Source organism: Streptomyces sp. NPDC031554 (assembly GCF_055580685.1).
Map to the genome: position 1 here is coordinate 304,739 of NZ_JBVIKX010000001.1, position 16,867 is coordinate 321,605.

Genomic DNA, 16,867 nt, shown 5'->3' on the forward strand with positions numbered 1-16,867 from the left:
TCCGGACGGTGGGTAACGGGGGGCGGACGCCCACGAGTTATGGCATAACCATCCATAAACGGACTTACCGCACCGATCTACGCGCGAAGATTCACTGAGCCGACGCGTCGGGCCGACACCCGGAGACGGACGGCGGACCCCATCAGCGACGGCCGGCCGGCGGGAAGCCGTAACCGCCCACGGGGGGCTGCGCGGGCGGCGCCGCGGGGGCGTGCGCCTCACGGTCGTAGAAGGGGCGGACGTGGGCGCGCATCCACAGGACCACCGGGTCGTAGTCGTCGCTCATGGCGACCGTGGACACCGGCAGTCCCTCCGGCACCGCGCCGACGGACTGCTGCATCATCGCCCGCACCGCGTCCACGGCCGGCGGGGAGGTGTCGTACACGTCGAGCCCGAGGGCGAGGTAGGGCGCGCCGAGGGCCGGCTGGACCCAGGCGCGGCGCAGGGAGCGCAGGGCCGGGGTGCGGTGGGCGTTCTGCGCGAGCAGGGCGTAGAACTGCGGGATCTCGATGGCCGGCTCGGACAGCCGCAGCGGCCCGGCCGGCTGGCGGTCCAGCCCGGTGGCGATCCGCCGCAGGTCGGGCCAGGGGATGCCGACGCCGCCGCCGGGGGCGTGCGGGTTGAGCCAGAGTCCGTGGTGGTCGGGGTAGAGGGTGCGGGCCGCGTCCAGCGCGTCGACCACCTCGTACGACCGGTTCCAGCCGCTCGCGGACAGTTCCTGGGCGGAGGTGACGCAGGGGGCGTAGCCGTGGCCCTCGACGTCCATCGTGCCGTACTGGGCGTCGGGGGAACCGGCCTGACCGTGCCACAGCAGCATCCACACCTGGCCGGTGCCCGGGGTCGCGAGGGCGCGCAGGAGTGCCTCGTAGGCGTCGTAGCGCCCGGGGGTCACCTGGCGCAGCATGTGCTCGACCTGCCCGGCCGCGATGCTGCTGGCGCTCACCTGTACCGCCCCTTCGATAAGTTGCCCCGCTTTCGGGAGACCAGCTTAGGTGTCTTCGCCGACAACGGGTCCCCCCGAGGGACCGGCTCGTCCGCCGCCGGCGGGACCGGCCCGGCGGGCGCCCACCGGGCCCTCGCGGCACCGCCGCCCGCCGGCGCGGACGCCCCCGTGCGGAACGCGTTCAGTGGATCCGGGAGTAGAAGGGCCGCACGTGCTCCTTCAGCCACCGGGCCACCGGGTCCTCCGTCACGTCGAGCAGGACGAGGTTGACCGGCCAGGGCGCCTGGACCCGGCCGAGCGCCCTGCCGAGGGCCTCCAGGGGCAGCGCCCGCTGATCGCCCTCCCACGGGGAGAGCTCGACGCCGACGAACAGCACGGGGTCGGCCGTCTCGATCGCGGCGAGGCAGCGGCGGGCGGTCAGGACGACGCCGGTCGCCTCGAACTCGGCGGAGGCCGCGGACAGGAAGTCCACCGGGTCGTCCTGCCAGTCGGGCTCGTGGAGACGGACCCGGCCGCCGCCGGCGGGACCGTCCAGCGGGGTGAGGCCGGCCCGGCACAGCTCGGCGACGGCCTCCGGGGGCAGCGGGATGCCGACCGTGCCGTCCGGGTTGACCAGGATGCCGACCTGCGGGGGCAGCCCGCGGGCGAACTCGACCGCCGGGGCGACGGTGTACGCCATGTGCGCGCCGACGACCTGCCGGAACTGTTCCTCGGAGCTGAACACGGGCACGTACGCCTGGCCCTCCAGCTCCAGGGTGGGCAGGTCCAGGGGGCCGCTGTGCGGGCCGCCTCCGGCGGGCAGCGGCACCCACAGGAAGCTGCGGCCGAGCACCTCCACGATCCGGCCGCCGGCCCCGGGCACGCCGAGGGAGGCGGAGAGCACCTCCTCCAGCTCGTTGCCGGGCCACCCGCCGTGCGGGTGGGGGTGCGCCTGTGCCGGGAAGTCCGCGGGGAAGTCCGCCGGGGGGAAGTCCATCTGCCTACCGCCTGCTGGGAACCACTGGATGTGGCTCGAAAGGCTATCGGGTACCGGCCGCGCCCCCGCCGTGCGCCGTCCGACGTCCACCGTCCACCGTCCACCGGACGTCCCGGAGCCGGGGGCGGCGGCCGGGGACGGTGGCGGTGCGGCGGCCGCGTGGCCGGGCCCGCGGGGCGGGTCCGGCGGGGCGGGTCCGACGACCGGGGACGCCTGTGCGGCGGCTCGGTCTCCGCGGGGCCCCGCACCCGCGGACGGCCCGGCGGCCGCGTGGCCGCCCCGCGGGGCGGGTCCGGCGACCGGGGCGGCGGGCTCGTGCCGCGGCTCGGCGGCCGAAGGTCCGCGGACCGGACCGCTGAGCCCCGCCCCGGGTGCCGCCCGCCGGCCGGACCCCCGGTCCCGCGCGGCGGCCCGGCGCTCGCGGGCCCCGGATGCGCACGGCACCCCGGCACCCCGGCGGCCGCAGGTGCGGAGCCCCCGGGCCCGCACGGCGATCGAGGGCCGCAACCCCGCCCCGGTCCGGCCCCGGTCAGCTCGTGAAGGCGATGCGGCGGAGGGTGTCGGCCGCGGCGCGGTCGAGGAGGACCGTCGAGCCGCAGCCCTGGGGGAGGCGGCCGCGCTCCGCCGCGCGCAGCAGGCGGGAGGCGGCCCGGCGGTGGCGGCGGAAGGCGTACCGGGAGACGCCCCGGCCGCGCTCGCGCTGGCCCTCCAGCGCGGTGTCCACGGTGACGTCGAGCAGCACGAGGTGCAGGCTGCCGCCGCGGCGGCGGGCCTCGCGGGCCAGCCAGGCGCGCACCCAGGCCTGCGTGCCGCAGTCGTGGACGACGACGCCCTCGCCGGTGCGCAGGGCGCGGCGCAGACCGGCGTAGTGGTCGAGGCGGACGAGAGGGCGGTAGAGGGCGTAGGGCAGGGCGCGCGGCATGCGGGCGTCCCAGCGGTCGCGGGTGTCCTGGGAGTCGATGCGCGCGCCCGCGACGGCCCGCCTCATCAGCGTCGACTTGCCGCTGCCGGGCAGTCCCGTGACCACGACCAGGTCGCGGGACGCGAACAGCAGGCCGTGCGGGCTGCGGCCGGCGCGGTCGCGCAGGTCGCGGACGACCGGCGCGGGGGTCGCACCGGCCGCCCCGGGGGCGGAGGCCCGCGGCTGCGCGGGCAGTGCGAGCGCCGGGCCGGTCCCGAGTCCCGTGGTCCTGTTCACCGTGTTCGTCCTCCCCTGGGGTCAGACAAGTCTTCTCCCCGTCGAGCGTAAAGAGAAGGTAATCCGGTCCGCCTCGCGTTTTCATGCGCTTACCGCCACAGGCCGGTTACAGATGCGGCCTGCCGCGATCGGCCGGGGCGTGCGATGATGGCCGCGCCAACTGCATACCGGCCGTTTGAATCCGCGCGGGAGAGTCCCCACCGACAGCATCGCTGGGGCGCCGAAGGAGCAAGTCCCTCCCTTGAATCTCTCAGGCCCCGTTACCGCGCGGGCGAGGCACATCTGAAAAGCGGGTCGCCCTCCGGCGGCTCCACCCAAGGTGCAAGCCGTGACCGACCCGTCCGCGGACGGTCACGGCGAACCTCTCAGGTTCCGATGACAGATGGGGAGGAACGACCTCTCCTCCCCCGCGCCCGGCTCCACCCGCGCGGGAGGGAGTCCATCGCCTTGGGAGACGAACGCCCGATGAGCAGCACCCCGCTCCGCCACACCGCCCTCGACGCCCTGCACCGTTCGCTGGGCGCGACCATGACCGACTTCGCCGGCTGGGACATGCCCCTGCGCTACGGCTCCGAACGCGACGAGCACCACGCCGTGCGGACCCGGGCCGGCCTCTTCGACCTCTCGCACATGGGCGAGATCACCGTCACCGGCCCGCAGGCGGGCGCCCTGCTGAACTTCGCTCTGGTCGGCGACCTCGCGGCCGTGGGCGTGGGCCGGGCCCGCTACACCATGATCTGCGACGCCGACGGCGGCATCCTCGACGACCTCATCGTGTACCGGCTCGCCGACACCGAGTTCATGGTCGTCGCCAACGCCTCCAACGCCCAGGTGGTCCTGGACGCGCTGACCGCGCGCGCCGGCGGCTTCGACGCCGAGGTGCGCGACGACCGCGACGCCTACGCGCTGCTCGCCGTCCAGGGACCGGAGTCCCCCGGCATCCTGAAGTCGCTCACCGACGCCGACCTCGACGGCCTGAAGTACTACGCCGGCCTGCCCGGCACCGTCGCCGGCGTCCCCGCGCTCGTCGCCCGCACCGGTTACACCGGCGAGGACGGCTTCGAACTGTTCGTGAAGCCGGAGCACGCCGTCGAGCTGTGGCAGGCCCTGACGAAGGCCGGCGAGGGCGTCGGCCTGATCCCCTGCGGCCTGTCCTGCCGCGACACGCTCCGCCTGGAGGCGGGCATGCCGCTGTACGGCCATGAGCTGTCGACCGCGCTGACCCCCTTCGACGCCGGTCTCGGCCGAGTCGTGAAGTTCGGCAAGGACGGTGACTTCGTGGGCCGCGCGGCGCTCGCCGCGGCCGCCGAGCGCGCCGGGACGAACCCGCCGCGGGTCCTGGTCGGCCTGGTCGCCGAGGGCCGCCGCGTCCCGCGCGCCGGGTACGCCGTGGTCGCGGGCGGCGAGGTGGTCGGCGAGGTCACCTCCGGCGCCCCCTCCCCCACGCTGGGCAAGCCGGTCGCGATGGCCTACGTCGACGCCGCGCACGCGGCACCGGGCACGCCGGGTGTCGGCGTGGACATCCGGGGCAGCCACGAGCCGTACGAGGTCGTGGCGCTGCCGTTCTACAAGCGCCGGAAGTAGAGACTGGCGCTCGGACCGCGCCGCGGCGGACCGCGGCCGGTCCCGCGCGTGACCCTGCGCACAGGTGCGCCGCTCACGCGCGTCCCCAGCAGTCCCCCTTCATCAGCACTCCCCCGCGTACAGGAGAATTCAGGCCATGAGCAACCCCCAGCAGCTGCGCTACAGCAAGGAGCACGAGTGGCTGTCGGGCGCCGAGGACGGCGTCTCGACGGTCGGCATCACCGAGCACGCGGCCAACGCGCTCGGCGACGTGGTCTTCGTCCAGCTCCCCGAGGTCGGTGCCGCGGTGACCGCGGGCGAGTCCTGCGGCGAGCTGGAGTCGACCAAGTCGGTCAGTGAGCTGTACGCGCCGGTCACCGGCGAGATCGCCGAGGTCAACCAGGACGTCGTGGACGACCCGTCGCTGGTGAACTCCGAGCCCTTCGAGGGCGGCTGGCTGTTCAAGGTACGCGTCACGGACGAGCCGGCCGAGCTGCTCTCCGCCGACGAGTACACCGCCTTCATCGCCGGCTGAGAGGTCGAAAGACGCATGTCTGTCCTGAACACGCCCCTGCACGAGCTCGACCCGGAGATCGCCGCGGCGGTCGACGGCGAGCTGCGCCGCCAGCAGTCCACGCTCGAGATGATCGCCTCGGAGAACTTCGCTCCGCTGGCCGTCATGGAGGCGCAGGGCTCGGTCCTGACCAACAAGTACGCCGAGGGCTATCCCGGCCGCCGCTACTACGGCGGCTGCGAGCACGTCGACGTCACCGAGCAGATCGCGATCGACCGGGTCAAGGAACTGTTCGGCGCCGAGTACGCCAACGTCCAGCCGCACTCGGGTGCCTCCGCCAACCAGGCCGCCCTGTTCGCGCTGGCCCAGCCCGGCGACACCATCCTGGGCCTGGACCTGGCGCACGGCGGTCACCTGACCCACGGGATGCGGCTGAACTTCTCCGGCAAGCAGTTCGACGTGGTCGCCTACCACGTGGACGAGGCCGGCCTGGTCGACATGGCCGAGGTCGAGCGGCTCGCCAAGGAGCACCGCCCCAAGGTGATCATCGCGGGCTGGTCGGCGTACCCGCGGCAGCTGGACTTCGCCGAGTTCCGCCGGATCGCCGACGAGGTCGAGGCGTACCTGTGGGTGGACATGGCGCACTTCGCCGGTCTGGTCGCGGCGGGCCTGCACCCGAACCCGGTGCCGTACGCGGACGTGGTCACCTCCACGACCCACAAGACGCTGGGCGGCCCGCGCGGCGGCATCATCCTCGCCCGGCAGGCCTTCGCGAAGAAGCTCAACTCGTCCGTGTTCCCGGGCTTCCAGGGCGGCCCCCTGGAGCACGTCATCGCGGCGAAGGCGGTGTCCTTCAAGGTCGCGGCCTCGGACGACTTCAAGGAGCGCCAGCGCCGTACGGTGGAGGGCGCGCGGATCCTCGCCGAGCGGCTGACCGCGCCGGACGCCCGGGAGGCCGGGATCAACGTCCTGTCCGGCGGCACCGACGTGCACCTGATCCTGGTCGACCTGCGCGAGTCGGAGCTGGACGGGCAGCAGGCCGAGGACCGCCTCCACGAGGTCGGCATCACGGTCAACCGCAACGCGGTCCCGAACGACCCGCGGCCCCCGATGGTCACCTCGGGCCTGCGTATCGGCACGCCCGCCCTCGCCACCCGCGGTTTCACGGCCGAGGACTTCGCCGAGGTCGCGGACGTGATCGCGCAGGCGCTCAAGCCGGCCCACGACGTGGAGGCGCTGAAGGCACGGGTCGTGGCCCTGGCCGACAAGCACCCGCTCTACCCCGGTCTGAACAAGTAGGTCCCGCTTTTCTACGGTTTTCCCTGGGGTGTCCCGCACACTGGTCAGTGGGCGGGGCATCCCACCGGAAAGCTTCTGCACCACCCCTTATTGAGGAGTCAGTCCCCGTGGCCATCTCGGTCTTCGACCTGTTCTCGATCGGCATCGGCCCGTCCAGCTCCCACACGGTCGGCCCGATGCGGGCGGCGCGCATGTTCGCGCGGCGCCTGCGCAACGAGGAGCTGCTGGCCTCCGTCGCCTCCGTGCGCACGGAGCTGTACGGCTCCCTGGGCGCGACCGGCCACGGTCACGGCACCCCCAAGGCCGTCCTGCTCGGCCTGGAGGGCGACTCGCCGCGCACGGTGGACGTGGAGACGGCTGACGCGCGGGTGGAGCGGATCAGGGACTCGGGCCGCATCCGGCTGCTCGGCGAGCACGAGATCCCGTTCTCCTTCGACGACGACCTCGTCCTGCACCGCCGCGAGACCCTGCCGTACCACGCGAACGGCATGACGCTGTGGGCGTACGACTCCGCGGGCGCGGAGCTGCTGTCGAAGACGTACTACTCGGTGGGCGGCGGGTTCGTCGTCGACGAGGACGCGGTCGGCGCGGACCGGATCAAGCTGGACGACACGGTCCTGAAGTACCCCTTCCGCACGGGCGACGAGCTGCTGCGCCTGACGCGGGAGACGGGTCTGTCGATCTCCTCGCTGATGCTGGAGAACGAGCGGGCCTGGCGCACCGAGGAGGAGATCCACGAGGGCCTGCTGGAGATCTGGCGGGTGATGCAGGCCTGTGTGGCCCGCGGCATGTCCCGCGAGGGCATCCTGCCGGGCGGTCTGCGGGTGCGCCGCCGTGCCGCCACGACGGCCCGTCAGCTCCGGGCGGACGGCGACCCGCTGGCCCACTCCATGGAGTGGATCACGCTGTACGCGATGGCGGTGAACGAGGAGAACGCGGCGGGCGGCAGGGTGGTCACCGCCCCCACGAACGGCGCGGCCGGCATCATCCCCGCCGTCCTGCACTACTACGTCAACTTCATCCCCGGCGCCGACGAGGAGGGCGTCGTCCGCTTCCTCCTCGCCGCCGGGGCGATCGGCATGCTCTTCAAGGAGAACGCCTCCATCTCCGGCGCCGAGGTCGGCTGCCAGGGCGAGGTGGGTTCCGCCTGCTCCATGGCGGCGGGCGCGCTGGCGGAGGTTCTCGGCGGTTCCCCCGAGCAGGTCGAGAACGCCGCGGAGATCGGCATGGAGCACAACCTCGGTCTCACCTGCGACCCTGTGGGCGGACTGGTCCAGATCCCCTGCATCGAGCGCAACGGCATGGCCGCGGTGAAGGCGGTCACGGCGGCCCGCATGGCCATGCGCGGCGACGGCACGCACAAGGTGTCCCTGGACAAGGTCATCAAGACGATGAAGGACACCGGCGCGGACATGTCGGTCAAGTACAAGGAGACGGCCCGGGGCGGGCTGGCGGTGAACATCATCGAGTGCTGAGGGACATGCCCTGAGGCCGGGGAGGCAGCTCGTCCCGCTGTCGGGCGACTGCGCCTCCAGGCCGGCTCCCGAGCTTTCAGAGGCCGGACCGGAACTCGCGCTCGAGAATCGCGTGCACGACGGAGTCCCGCCACTTTCCCGCTTTCAGCACGTGCTCGCGGATGGTGCCCTCCTCGACCATTCCCGCCGCACCCATCGTCCTGGCGGACGCCTCGTTGAGAGGAGACCGCGCCCCCCAAATGCGGTGCAGGCGAAGGTCGTCGAAGCCAAAGGCGAGTAGCAGTCGCACCACCTCCACGCCGTAGCCCTTTCCCCACACCTGCGGTCGCAGCGCAAAGCCGATGGTGGCTCCGCGCTGCTGGTGGGGATCGAGGGCCAGACGGCAGGAACCGATCAACTCAGCCGTCTCCTGCTCGATGACGGCGAGCGCGTACTCCGTGCGGGGCGACGTCGTGGCGGCTGCGATCGATCGGGCCATGATCTGCTCGGCCTGCGCGCGGTCGCGCGGTTCGAACTGCAGGTGTTCGGTGACTGCGGAGTTGCCGTGGACGACGAGCATCGCATCCACATCCGCGGCGGTGAGTTCTCTCAGAGCAAGGCGTGCGCTGGAACGGGTGACCGGGTGCATGCGCCGGACTCTAGAGGGTGTTCCGAAGCCCCGGCCTGTCCTTCGGGCAGACGACGCCACTTTCGAAACACCCCTGTCCGCGGAGCAGCGCGGGCCGACCGACGGAAGAGGTCTCGTTCTCCGCGCGGAGGCCGCGCGTGACAACACCGGCGCGCCACTGAAGGCGAAACGACATCTAGATCTCGTGGAAAATGCTATCGTTTTCGACGATAAAGACACTCACGAAGGGGCCCTCCTCATGGCCAGAACCGTCATCGATCTCGACGAAGACATGGTCACCGAGGCCATGCGCATCTTCGGCACCAAGACCAAGGCCAAGGCCGTTCGCCTCGCCATGGAGGACGCCGTCAAGAGACACCTTCGACAAGAGGGCTTCGACGCCATCGAGGCCGGTGAGTTCGACTTCAGCGAGATCGTGGAGAACACCGGCCCGCGTAACGCCGACGGCTCCCTCAAACGCACCAGCGACCTCGACGGAGGCCGGGCCGCCTGATGCAGGACCGCTATCTGATCGACAAGTCCGCCTTGGCCCGCTGGGCGAAACCGAACGTCAAGGACGTGCTCAAGCCCCTGCACGAGCGCTACCTCCTCGCCGTGTGCCGGCCCACCGAGTACGAGATGATCCACTCCGCGCGGGACACCCCGGAGGCGACTCGGATCAGCACCTGGCTACGCGCCTTCGACTACCTCCACACGGACGATCACACCTTCGCCCGCGCCTTGGAAGTCCAGCGCCACGCCCTCAACGCGGGCTTCCACCGCGCCTTGTCCCTCCCCGACCTGCTGATCGCCGCCACGGCAGAACTGCACCGGCGGACGGTCCTCCACTATGACGGCGACTTCGACATGATCGCCTCCCTCACCGGTCAACCAACCGAATGGGTCGTCCCGCCCGGCAGTGCCGACCGGTAGAAGGAGACGGCCCCCGGTCGGCCGGCGGTGAACACCATCGAGTGCTGAGCCCCCGTCGGCACGCCGGGGGACGGAAGCGGAGGTTCCGGCCTCGGCGTGTCGGGGCATAAGACAACTCCCCTTCTTTCTCCTGCACTTCGGGAGGTGCCCCGTGCTCCGTGGCATCGACGTCAGCGCCTACCAGTCCTCCGCCTACGCGACGGACGGTCTCTCCTTCGTCTTCGTCAAGGCGACCGAGGGCCGTACGTACACCAACCCGAAGCTCGCCGCCCAGACGAAACGGGCGCGGGACGCCGGTCTGGTCGTCGGCTTCTACCACTTCCTGTGGCCCGGCAACCTCGGCGCCCAGGCGGAACACTTCCTGGCGAAGGCGCCGGAGCGCCCCGGCGACGTCCTCGCCGTCGACTGGGAGACGACGGGCGAGGGCACCCACGCGAGCAACGCCGAGAAGGACCGCTTCATCCGCAGGCTCAAGGAGCTGCGGCCGCGCAACCGGGTCGTCCTGTACTGCAACCGGACCTACTGGCTGAACGTCGACGACACCTCGTACGCCGGCGACGGTCTGTGGATCGCCGACTACGTCACCGCGGGCAAGCCCCGCATCAAGGCGAAGTGGCGCTTCCACCAGTACACGGACGAGCCCCTCGACAAGAACGTGGCGAAGTTCGCCGACCGGGCGGCGCTGCGGGCGTGGGCGACCGTGGGGTGAGCCGGCTCAGCCCCGGAAGGCCTCCGGGCGCTCCGGGGAGGCCTCCGCCAGGGCCCGGGTGACCTCCTCGACCCCGCCGCGCAGGCCGTACACCGGGGTGTCGGGCTGCTGGCGCCAGGAGTCGTCGATGCCGCCCGCGTCGACCGTGTCGAAGCCGAGTTCGTCGATCAGGGACCGGACCTTCGCCTTGGCGGCCTCGTCGTCGCCCGCGACGGGCAGGGCCATGCGGCCGGGGGCGCCGGCCGGGAGAGGGCGGTCCAGGATGTCCTGGGCGAAGGTGCCGTTGAACGCCTTGACCACCGGGTGGCCGATCAGGCGCTCCGTCCAGCGGCTCTCGGTGATGCCCTCGTCCTCGATGGCGTCGATCCGGCCGTCGCGCTGCTGCGGGTAGTAGTTGCCCGTGTCGATGACGACGACGCCCTCGGCGGCCTCGTCGAACAGGCCCTCGGGGAGGTCCGGGACCGCCTTCAGCGGGACGGTGACCACCACGACCTCGGCCCCGCGGGCCGCTTCCTCGACCCGTACGGGGGTCGCGCCCGTCTCCTTCGCCAGCTCCGTGAGCGTGTGCGGGCCGCGGGAGTTGGCCACGGAGACGTCGTGGCCGAGGGCGGTGAGCCGCCGGGTGAGGTTGCCGCCGATGTTGCCCGCGCCGATGATGCCGATCTTCATGTCAGGCCCTTCCCGAAGAATCCGTGCATGCGCATGCTTTCGAGGGTCCAACGGCGGGCGGTCGCCGGCTGTTCCGCTCCGCCGCCGTACGGGTGACGGACGAGGGTGACGAGCGGCTGACGGCTGACGGCGCAGGGGTGTCCCGCGGACGGCGCGGGACACCCCTGCGCCCGTGCGTCACTTGTCCAGGTAGGCCCAGAACTCGTCGAACGACAGGACCTTGTCGCCGTCCAGGTCACGGGTCTTGATGACGGCCTCGGCGACCGTGTCGGTGACGTGCCAGTCGCCCCCCTGGGCCAGGGCGGTCTTGAACTCGGCCGCGGTGATGAATCCGTCACCGTCCGTGTCGATCCGCTGGAACTGCTTGCGTGCTTCTTCGATGTCCGCCACCGGTCCGCCCCTCTTCGTCATACCTTGCGGTGCTGTGTTGCCGTCGTTCTGACGCAGGTCAGATTAACGGTCCGGGTGAGCGCGCAGCGCGGCCACCACCCGGCCGAACGCCGGTTCGTACGCGGAGGCGGGTTCCAGGCCGTTCAGGAGGGCCGACGACTCGCGGTGGCGGACGCCCCGGGCATCGGCCGCGGCGGTGGTCCAAACCGGCGTGCGGCCGGCCACGGGCGGGCGACGACCGCGGGGCACGGTCCCGGCGCGCGCCGCCGGTTCCGGGGCGTCACCACGTCGCGCGATCCCCGCTCGGGCGCGCTCCCGGCGTCGCGGCGGCCGGCCGTGGGGCGTCACCCGTCCGTGGGGCCTCACCCGTCCGCGGGCGGCCGGGCCGGGTGCGGGGGCCGTCCTCAGGAGGACACCCGCAGCAGGAGCACCGAACGGGCCGGGACCGTCACCCCCGTCCCCGCCCGGTGCGTGACGGCCGGGGCGGTGTCCTGGTCCTCGCGGGAGGTGTCGACCACCACCTCGTAGCGTTCCGCCCAGGGCGGGCCCGGCAGGACGAAGTGCGCGGGGCGGTCGCCGGCGTGCAGGAGGGCGAGGAAGCTGTCGTCCGTGATCGGGGCGCCCCGTTCGTCGCGGCCGGGGATGTCGCGGCCGGAGAGGTACATGCCGAGCGTCGCCGCGGGCGCGTACCAGTCCCCCTCGGTCATCTCCGTGCCGTGCACAGTGAACCAGGCCAGGTCGCGCAGCCCGTCCGCGGAGTGGGCCCGGCCGGAGAAGAACGCCCGGCGGCGCAGCACGGGGTGGCGGTGGCGCAGGGCGATCAGGCGGGCGGTCAGGTCGTGCAGGGCCTTCCAGCCGGGGTCCGCCAGCAGGCTCCAGTCCAGCCAGCCGGTCTCGTTGTCCTGGCAGTAGGCGTTGTTGTTGCCGTGCTGGGTGCGGCCCAGTTCGTCGCCCGCGACCAGCATCGGCACGCCCGTCGACAGCAGCAGCGTGGTCATCAGGTTGCGCAGCTGCCGGCGCCGCAGCGCGCGCACCCGCTCGTCGTCCGTCTCCCCCTCGGTCCCGCAGTTCCAGGAGCGGTTGTCGTCCGTGCCGTCCCGGTTGCCCTCGCCGTTGGCCTCGTTGTGCTTGCGCTCGTAGGACACGAGGTCGCGCAGGGTGAACCCGTCGTGGGCGGTGACGAAGTTGACGGAGGCGTAGGGGCGCCGGCCGCCCCAGGCGTACAGGTCGCTGGAGCCGGACAGGCGGTAGCCCATCTCCCGGACGTCCGGCAGGGCGTGCCGCCAGAAGTCGCGCACGGTGTCGCGGTAGCGGTCGTTCCACTCCGTCCACAGCGGGGGGAAGGCGCCCACCTGGTAGCCGCCCGATCCCACGTCCCAGGGTTCCGCGATCAGCTTCACCCGCCGCAGCACCGGGTCCTGCGCGATCACCGCGAGGAACGGCGAGAGCATGTCCACGTCGTGCATGGAGCGGGCGAGGGCGGCGGCCAGGTCGAAACGGAAGCCGTCGACGCCCATCTCCGTGACCCAGTAGCGCAGCGAGTCCGTGATCAGGCGCAGCACGTGCGGCTGGACCACGTGCAGGGTGTTGCCGCAGCCCGTGTAGTCGGCGTACCGGCGGGCGTCCGCCTGCAACCGGTAGTAGCCGCGGTTGTCGACGCCCTTCAGGGACAGCGTCGGGCCCAGCTCGCCCGCCTCCGCGGTGTGGTTGTAGACCACGTCGAGGATGACCTCGATGCCCGCCGCGTGCAGCGCGCGCACCATCCGTTTGAACTCGCCGACCTGTCCGCCCGTCGTCCCGGCGGAGGCGTATCCGGCGTGCGGGGCGAAGTAGCCGACGGAGTTGTAGCCCCAGTAGTTGCGCAGCCCTCTGCGCAGCAGGTGGTCCTCGTGGGCGAACTGGTGCACCGGGAGCAGTTCGACGGCCGTGACGCCCAGGCCGGCCAGGTGTTCGATCGCGGCCGGGTGCGCCAGGCCGGCGTAGGTGCCGCGCAGTTCCTCCGGAACGCCGGGGTGGCGCATGGTGAAGCCGCGCACGTGCAGCTCGTAGATGACCGAGTCCGCCCAGGGGGTCTTGGGACGGCGGTCGTCGGCCCAGTCGTCGTCGTCGTGGACGACGACGCCCTTGGGGACGTACGGCGCGGAGTCCCGTTCGTCGCGGACGGTGTCGGCGAACTGCTGCTGGGGCCAGTCGCGGACGTGCCCGTACACCTCGGGGGGCAGGCTGCCGTAGTCGTTGCCCCTGGCGCCGTCGACGGCGCGGGCGTAGGGGTCGAGGAGCAGTTTCGCCGGGTTGAAGCGGGCGCCGGTCCACGGGTCCCAGCGGCCGTGCACCCGGTAGCCGTAGCGCTGGCCGGGCATCACGCCGGGGACGAAGCCGTGCCAGATCTCGTGGGTGAGTTCCGTCAGCCGGGCGCGGGTCTCGCGGCCCTGTTCGTCGAAGAGGCACAGCTCGACGGCCTCCGCGCCCCCCGCCCACAGGGCGAAGTTGGTGCCGGCGACCCCGTCGGGGCCGACCCGGAAGCGGGCGCCGAGCGGCGTGGACGCGCCGGGCCACACGGGCACGCCGGGCGTTCTGCGCGGTGTCCCGTTCACGACGGCGGACGCGGCGGGGCGCTCCGGCGCCACCTCCTCCTGCTCGGCTGCGCTGGACACCGTTCAGCCTCCCGCGACTCGTGGCACGACGCGGGTCCGGGGGCGTACGGCGTCCCGGCCGCTGCTCCCTCGGCGTCGTCCTCCCCCCTGTTCTGCCCAGCGCGTGGCTCGCACTCACGTTTCCCCGGAGCGTGCCCCGTCGTTGTCCAGCGCGTGAGGCACGTAACTGGGCGCGCACGGCGCGCGGGGGTCGCACTGACCGCCGTACTGACATGGGCAGGACTGCTGGCGGGAGCCGCCGGCTGCAGCGGGGACGACGGGAGCGGGCTCGACCGCGTGCTGGGCAGACCCCCGGCGCCCTCGGACGTCATCCGGGTCACCCCGCAGGACGGCACCAGGGAGGTGCGTCCCGGCCAGGCGCTGCGGGTCCGGGTGCCCGACGGGCGGCTGGAGTCGGTGCGGGTCCGCAAGCAGCAGGACGCGCAGGAGACCGAGGTGCCGGGGCGGATCTCCGCGGACGGCCGCAGCTGGAGCCCGGCGGACGGCCGGCTCGCGCTCGCCGCCCGCTACACGGTCGACGCGGTCGCCGTGGACGGCGGCGGCCACCGTTCGGCCCGGCACACCACGTTCACGACGTACGTCCCCGAGGAGCGGTTCGTCGGGTACGTCACACCGGAGAACCGCTCCACGGTCGGCACGGGGATGATCGTGTCCCTGGAGTTCAACCGGGAGATCGAGAACCGGGCCGCCGTCGAGCGGGCCGTCCGCGTGAGCGCCGAGCCGGCCGTCGAGGTCCGGCCGCACTGGTTCGGCACCTCCCGGCTCGACTTCCGCCCCGAGCACTACTGGAAGCCCGGCACCCGCGTCACCGTCTCCCTGCGCTTCCGCGACGTCGAGGGCGCGCCCGGCGTCTACGGGCTCCAGGACAAGACGTTCTCCTTCGGCGTCGGCCGCCACCAGATCTCCCGCGTCGACGCCGCCGACCACACCATGCAGGTGCGGCGCGAGGGCGAACTGCTCGCCACCGTGCCCATCACCGCCGGGGCCCCGAGGACGACGACGTACAACGGCAAGATGGTGGTCACGGAGATGCTCGAACTGACCCGGATGAACGGCGCCACCGTCGGCTTCAGGAAGAAGGACGGCAAGAGCGAGTACGACATCCCGGACGTGCCGCACGCGATGCGGCTCACCGAGTCCGGCACCTTCCTGCACGGCAACTACTGGGCGGCGCCGGAGGACTTCGGGCGGGTCAACCTCAGCCACGGGTGCGTGGGGCTCAGGGACGTGAAGGGCGGTGGCGCGGACACCCCCGCGGGCTGGTTCTTCGACCGCAGTCTCGTCGGGGACGTCGTCGAGGTGGTCCGCAGCAAGGACAGGACGGTCGCCCCGGACAACGGGCTCGGCGGCTGGAACATGAACTGGCGGCGGTGGAGCGCCGGCGGCGCGGTGAACTGACGGCCGCGGGCCGCTTCCCTCCCCTCTCCCCTCCCCCGGCCCGACTTGGGACGGAACGGTGACATTCTCGGGTCACCGACGCCGCTGACCATGTGGTTAATATGCGCGCAGCGCAGGGGACGTGCCTGCGTGCGGGCCCGAACGGCCCGGGGGAGGGGAGAACTGACGTGAACGTGCGACCGATATCGGGGGCATCGGTTGGCGGACGCCGGCGCGGCCGCGACGTGCGGCTGGCGCTGGCCGTCGGAGGACTGCTGCTGACCGTCACGGCCTGCGGGGGCGGGGCGTCCGGGGCGGAGAAGACGAAGGACGACAAGGGCGCGGGCGCCGCGGCCGTGGTGAGCGGGCAGTCGGAGGCGGTCGTGTCGATCGCCCCGAAGGACGGTGCGAAGGCCGTCGACACCAGCGGCGTCCTGAAGGTGAGCGCCGCCAAGGGCAAGCTGACCGAGGTCGTCGTCAAGGACGCCGGGGGCGCCGTGGTCGACGGCGAGATCTCCGCGGACGGCGCCGGCTGGACGCCGAGCACCCACCTGGCCGCGGCCACCAAGTACCAGGTGCACGCGGTCGCCAAGGACACCGAGGGCCGTACGGCCGCCGAGGACGCGTCCTTCACGACGCTGACGCCCGAGAACACCTTCGTCGGCACCTTCACGCCCGAGGACGGCTCCACCGTCGGTGTCGGCATGCCGTTCTCGGTCCGCTTCACGCGGGGCATCACCGCGCCGGACGCCGTCGAGAAGGCCATCAGGATCAAGACGGTTCCGGCCGTCGACGTGCAGGGGCACTGGTTCGGCAACGACCGCCTCGACTTCCGGCCCGAGACGTACTGGAAGGCCGGCACCAAGGTGACGGTCGAGCTGGGCCTCGACGGCGTCGAGGGCCGCAAGGGCGTCTACGGCAAGCAGTCCAAGACGGTCTCCTTCACCATCGGCCGCGACCAGGTGTCCGTCGTGGACGCCAAGAAGCACACGATGAAGGTCATGCGGGAGGGCAAGGTCGTCAAGACCCTCCCGGTCACCACCGGCAAGGCCGGCTACGCCACCTGGAACGGCCAGATGGTCATCAGTGAGAAGTTCACGGTGACCCGCATGAACGGCGACACGGTCGGCTACGACGGCGAGTACGACATCAAGGACGTCCCGCACGCCATGCGGCTGACCGACTCCGGCACCTTCGTGCACGGCAACTACTGGGGCGGCGACGCCTTCGGCAACTACAACGCCAGCCACGGCTGCATCGGCCTGCGGGACGTACGCGGCGGCTACGACGGCGGCGTGCCGGCCGCCTGGTTCTTCAACCAGTCGATGATCGGCGACGTGGTGGTCGTGAAGAACTCCACCGACCCGACGGTCTCGGCGTCCAACGGGCTCAACGGGTGGAACATCCCGTGGGCGGAGTGGACGAAGTAGTCCCCCGCGCGACTCTTCTCCGGCGGCGGGGGGGGGGGGGGGGGGCCCCCCCCCCCCCCCCCCCCCCCCCGCCCCCCCCCCCCCCCCCCCCCCCCGGCCCCCCCCCCCCCCCCCCCCCAGGCCCAGCGGT

At 72.5% G+C, this 16,867-nt stretch carries 16 protein-coding genes and 2 riboswitches; of the genes, 9 read left to right on the forward strand and 7 right to left on the reverse strand.

Annotated elements, in window-relative coordinates:
- Positions 1–142: 142 nt before the first annotated feature.
- The 3 genes from ACZ5FU_RS01295 to ACZ5FU_RS01305 form a co-directional block, all read right to left on the reverse strand.
- A complete protein-coding gene (locus tag ACZ5FU_RS01295; RefSeq protein ID WP_469044081.1) occupies positions 143–943 on the reverse strand; it encodes an enhanced serine sensitivity protein SseB C-terminal domain-containing protein in 801 nt (266 codons plus the stop codon).
- 181 nt (positions 944–1,124) lie between these two features.
- Complete coding sequence (locus ACZ5FU_RS01300) at positions 1,125–1,919, reverse strand: enhanced serine sensitivity protein SseB (RefSeq protein ID WP_451526181.1); 795 nt, start codon at positions 1,917–1,919, stop codon at positions 1,125–1,127.
- Positions 1,920–2,448: 529 nt separating this feature from the next.
- The gene (locus ACZ5FU_RS01305; protein WP_451526180.1) at positions 2,449–3,117 is read right to left on the reverse strand and encodes an AAA family ATPase; all 669 of its coding nucleotides are present in this window, start codon (positions 3,115–3,117) and stop codon (positions 2,449–2,451) included.
- 176 nt (positions 3,118–3,293) lie between these two features.
- Positions 3,294–3,393, forward strand: a riboswitch (glycine riboswitch).
- Positions 3,394–3,509, forward strand: a riboswitch (glycine riboswitch).
- 73 nt (positions 3,510–3,582) lie between these two features.
- Between ACZ5FU_RS01305 and gcvT the strand changes: the two genes are divergently transcribed.
- The 4 genes from gcvT (at position 3,583) to ACZ5FU_RS01325 (ending at position 7,968) form a co-directional block, all read left to right on the forward strand.
- A complete protein-coding gene (gene gcvT / locus ACZ5FU_RS01310; RefSeq protein ID WP_469044084.1) occupies positions 3,583–4,701 on the forward strand; it encodes a glycine cleavage system aminomethyltransferase GcvT in 1,119 nt (372 codons plus the stop codon).
- Positions 4,702–4,837: 136 nt separating this feature from the next.
- Positions 4,838–5,215, forward strand: a complete 378-nt coding sequence (gene gcvH, locus ACZ5FU_RS01315) for a glycine cleavage system protein GcvH (RefSeq protein ID WP_451526178.1) — start codon at positions 4,838–4,840, stop codon at positions 5,213–5,215.
- A gap of 15 nt (positions 5,216–5,230) precedes the next feature.
- Positions 5,231–6,493 carry a serine hydroxymethyltransferase gene (gene glyA / locus ACZ5FU_RS01320; RefSeq protein WP_468835623.1) on the forward strand — a complete coding sequence of 421 codons (1,263 nt, stop codon included), beginning with the start codon at positions 5,231–5,233 and terminating at the stop codon, positions 6,491–6,493.
- A gap of 107 nt (positions 6,494–6,600) precedes the next feature.
- Positions 6,601–7,968 (forward strand): L-serine ammonia-lyase, encoded by a 1,368-nt coding sequence (locus ACZ5FU_RS01325; protein ID WP_468646227.1) that lies wholly within the window; start codon positions 6,601–6,603, stop codon positions 7,966–7,968.
- Positions 7,969–8,044: 76 nt separating this feature from the next.
- Here the strand turns inward: ACZ5FU_RS01325 and ACZ5FU_RS01330 are convergent, their stop codons facing one another.
- Positions 8,045–8,596 carry a GNAT family N-acetyltransferase gene (locus ACZ5FU_RS01330; protein ID WP_468835619.1) on the reverse strand — a complete coding sequence of 184 codons (552 nt, stop codon included), beginning with the start codon at positions 8,594–8,596 and terminating at the stop codon, positions 8,045–8,047.
- 238 nt (positions 8,597–8,834) lie between these two features.
- On the opposite strand from ACZ5FU_RS01330, the gene ACZ5FU_RS01335 reads away from it, so the two are divergent.
- The 3 genes from ACZ5FU_RS01335 (at position 8,835) to ACZ5FU_RS01345 (ending at position 10,217) form a co-directional block, all read left to right on the forward strand.
- Positions 8,835–9,089 (forward strand): type II toxin-antitoxin system VapB family antitoxin, encoded by a 255-nt coding sequence (locus tag ACZ5FU_RS01335; protein ID WP_451526173.1) that lies wholly within the window; start codon positions 8,835–8,837, stop codon positions 9,087–9,089.
- On the forward strand, positions 9,089–9,508 hold the full coding sequence (locus ACZ5FU_RS01340; protein ID WP_469044086.1) for a PIN domain-containing protein: 420 nt from the start codon (positions 9,089–9,091) through the stop codon (positions 9,506–9,508). The genes ACZ5FU_RS01335 and ACZ5FU_RS01340 overlap by 1 nt, the downstream gene beginning before the upstream one ends.
- A gap of 151 nt (positions 9,509–9,659) precedes the next feature.
- Complete coding sequence (locus tag ACZ5FU_RS01345) at positions 9,660–10,217, forward strand: glycoside hydrolase family 25 protein (protein ID WP_451526171.1); 558 nt, start codon at positions 9,660–9,662, stop codon at positions 10,215–10,217.
- A gap of 6 nt (positions 10,218–10,223) precedes the next feature.
- On the opposite strand, the gene ACZ5FU_RS01350 is transcribed toward ACZ5FU_RS01345, so the two are convergent.
- The 3 genes from ACZ5FU_RS01350 to glgX all read right to left on the reverse strand — a co-directional run bounded on the left by ACZ5FU_RS01350 (position 10,224) and on the right by glgX (position 13,930).
- A complete protein-coding gene (locus tag ACZ5FU_RS01350) occupies positions 10,224–10,907 on the reverse strand; it encodes an NADPH-dependent F420 reductase (protein ID WP_469044715.1) in 684 nt (227 codons plus the stop codon).
- A 156-nt stretch (positions 10,908–11,063) separates the two neighbouring features.
- A complete protein-coding gene (locus tag ACZ5FU_RS01355; RefSeq protein ID WP_398099886.1) occupies positions 11,064–11,276 on the reverse strand; it encodes an EF-hand domain-containing protein in 213 nt (70 codons plus the stop codon).
- Between the two features lie 404 nt (positions 11,277–11,680).
- Complete coding sequence (gene glgX, locus ACZ5FU_RS01360) at positions 11,681–13,930, reverse strand: glycogen debranching protein GlgX (RefSeq protein ID WP_451526170.1); 2,250 nt, start codon at positions 13,928–13,930, stop codon at positions 11,681–11,683.
- A 153-nt stretch (positions 13,931–14,083) separates the two neighbouring features.
- On the opposite strand from glgX, the gene ACZ5FU_RS01365 reads away from it, so the two are divergent.
- Together ACZ5FU_RS01365 and ACZ5FU_RS01370 are read left to right on the forward strand one after the other, a co-directional pair.
- Positions 14,084–15,328, forward strand: a complete 1,245-nt coding sequence (locus ACZ5FU_RS01365; RefSeq protein WP_451526169.1) for a L,D-transpeptidase — start codon at positions 14,084–14,086, stop codon at positions 15,326–15,328.
- Positions 15,329–15,495: 167 nt separating this feature from the next.
- Positions 15,496–16,737, forward strand: coding sequence for a L,D-transpeptidase (locus ACZ5FU_RS01370; RefSeq protein WP_451526168.1), 1,242 nt, complete (start codon positions 15,496–15,498; stop codon positions 16,735–16,737).
- The last annotated feature ends 130 nt before the right edge of the window (positions 16,738–16,867 follow it).

Excerpts from the sequence above, each read along its gene's own strand:
- ACZ5FU_RS01300 (WP_451526181.1), bottom strand. The coding sequence starts at position 1,919 with ATGGACTTCCCCCCGGCGGACTTCCCCGCGGACTTCCCGGCACAGGCG.
- gcvT (WP_469044084.1), top strand. The coding sequence starts at position 3,583 with ATGAGCAGCACCCCGCTCCGCCACACCGCCCTCGACGCCCTGCACCGT.
- gcvH (WP_451526178.1), top strand. The coding sequence starts at position 4,838 with ATGAGCAACCCCCAGCAGCTGCGCTACAGCAAGGAGCACGAGTGGCTG.
- glyA (WP_468835623.1), top strand. The coding sequence starts at position 5,231 with ATGTCTGTCCTGAACACGCCCCTGCACGAGCTCGACCCGGAGATCGCC.
- ACZ5FU_RS01330 (WP_468835619.1), bottom strand. The coding sequence starts at position 8,596 with ATGCACCCGGTCACCCGTTCCAGCGCACGCCTTGCTCTGAGAGAACTC.
- ACZ5FU_RS01335 (WP_451526173.1), top strand. The coding sequence starts at position 8,835 with ATGGCCAGAACCGTCATCGATCTCGACGAAGACATGGTCACCGAGGCC.
- ACZ5FU_RS01340 (WP_469044086.1), top strand. The coding sequence starts at position 9,089 with ATGCAGGACCGCTATCTGATCGACAAGTCCGCCTTGGCCCGCTGGGCG.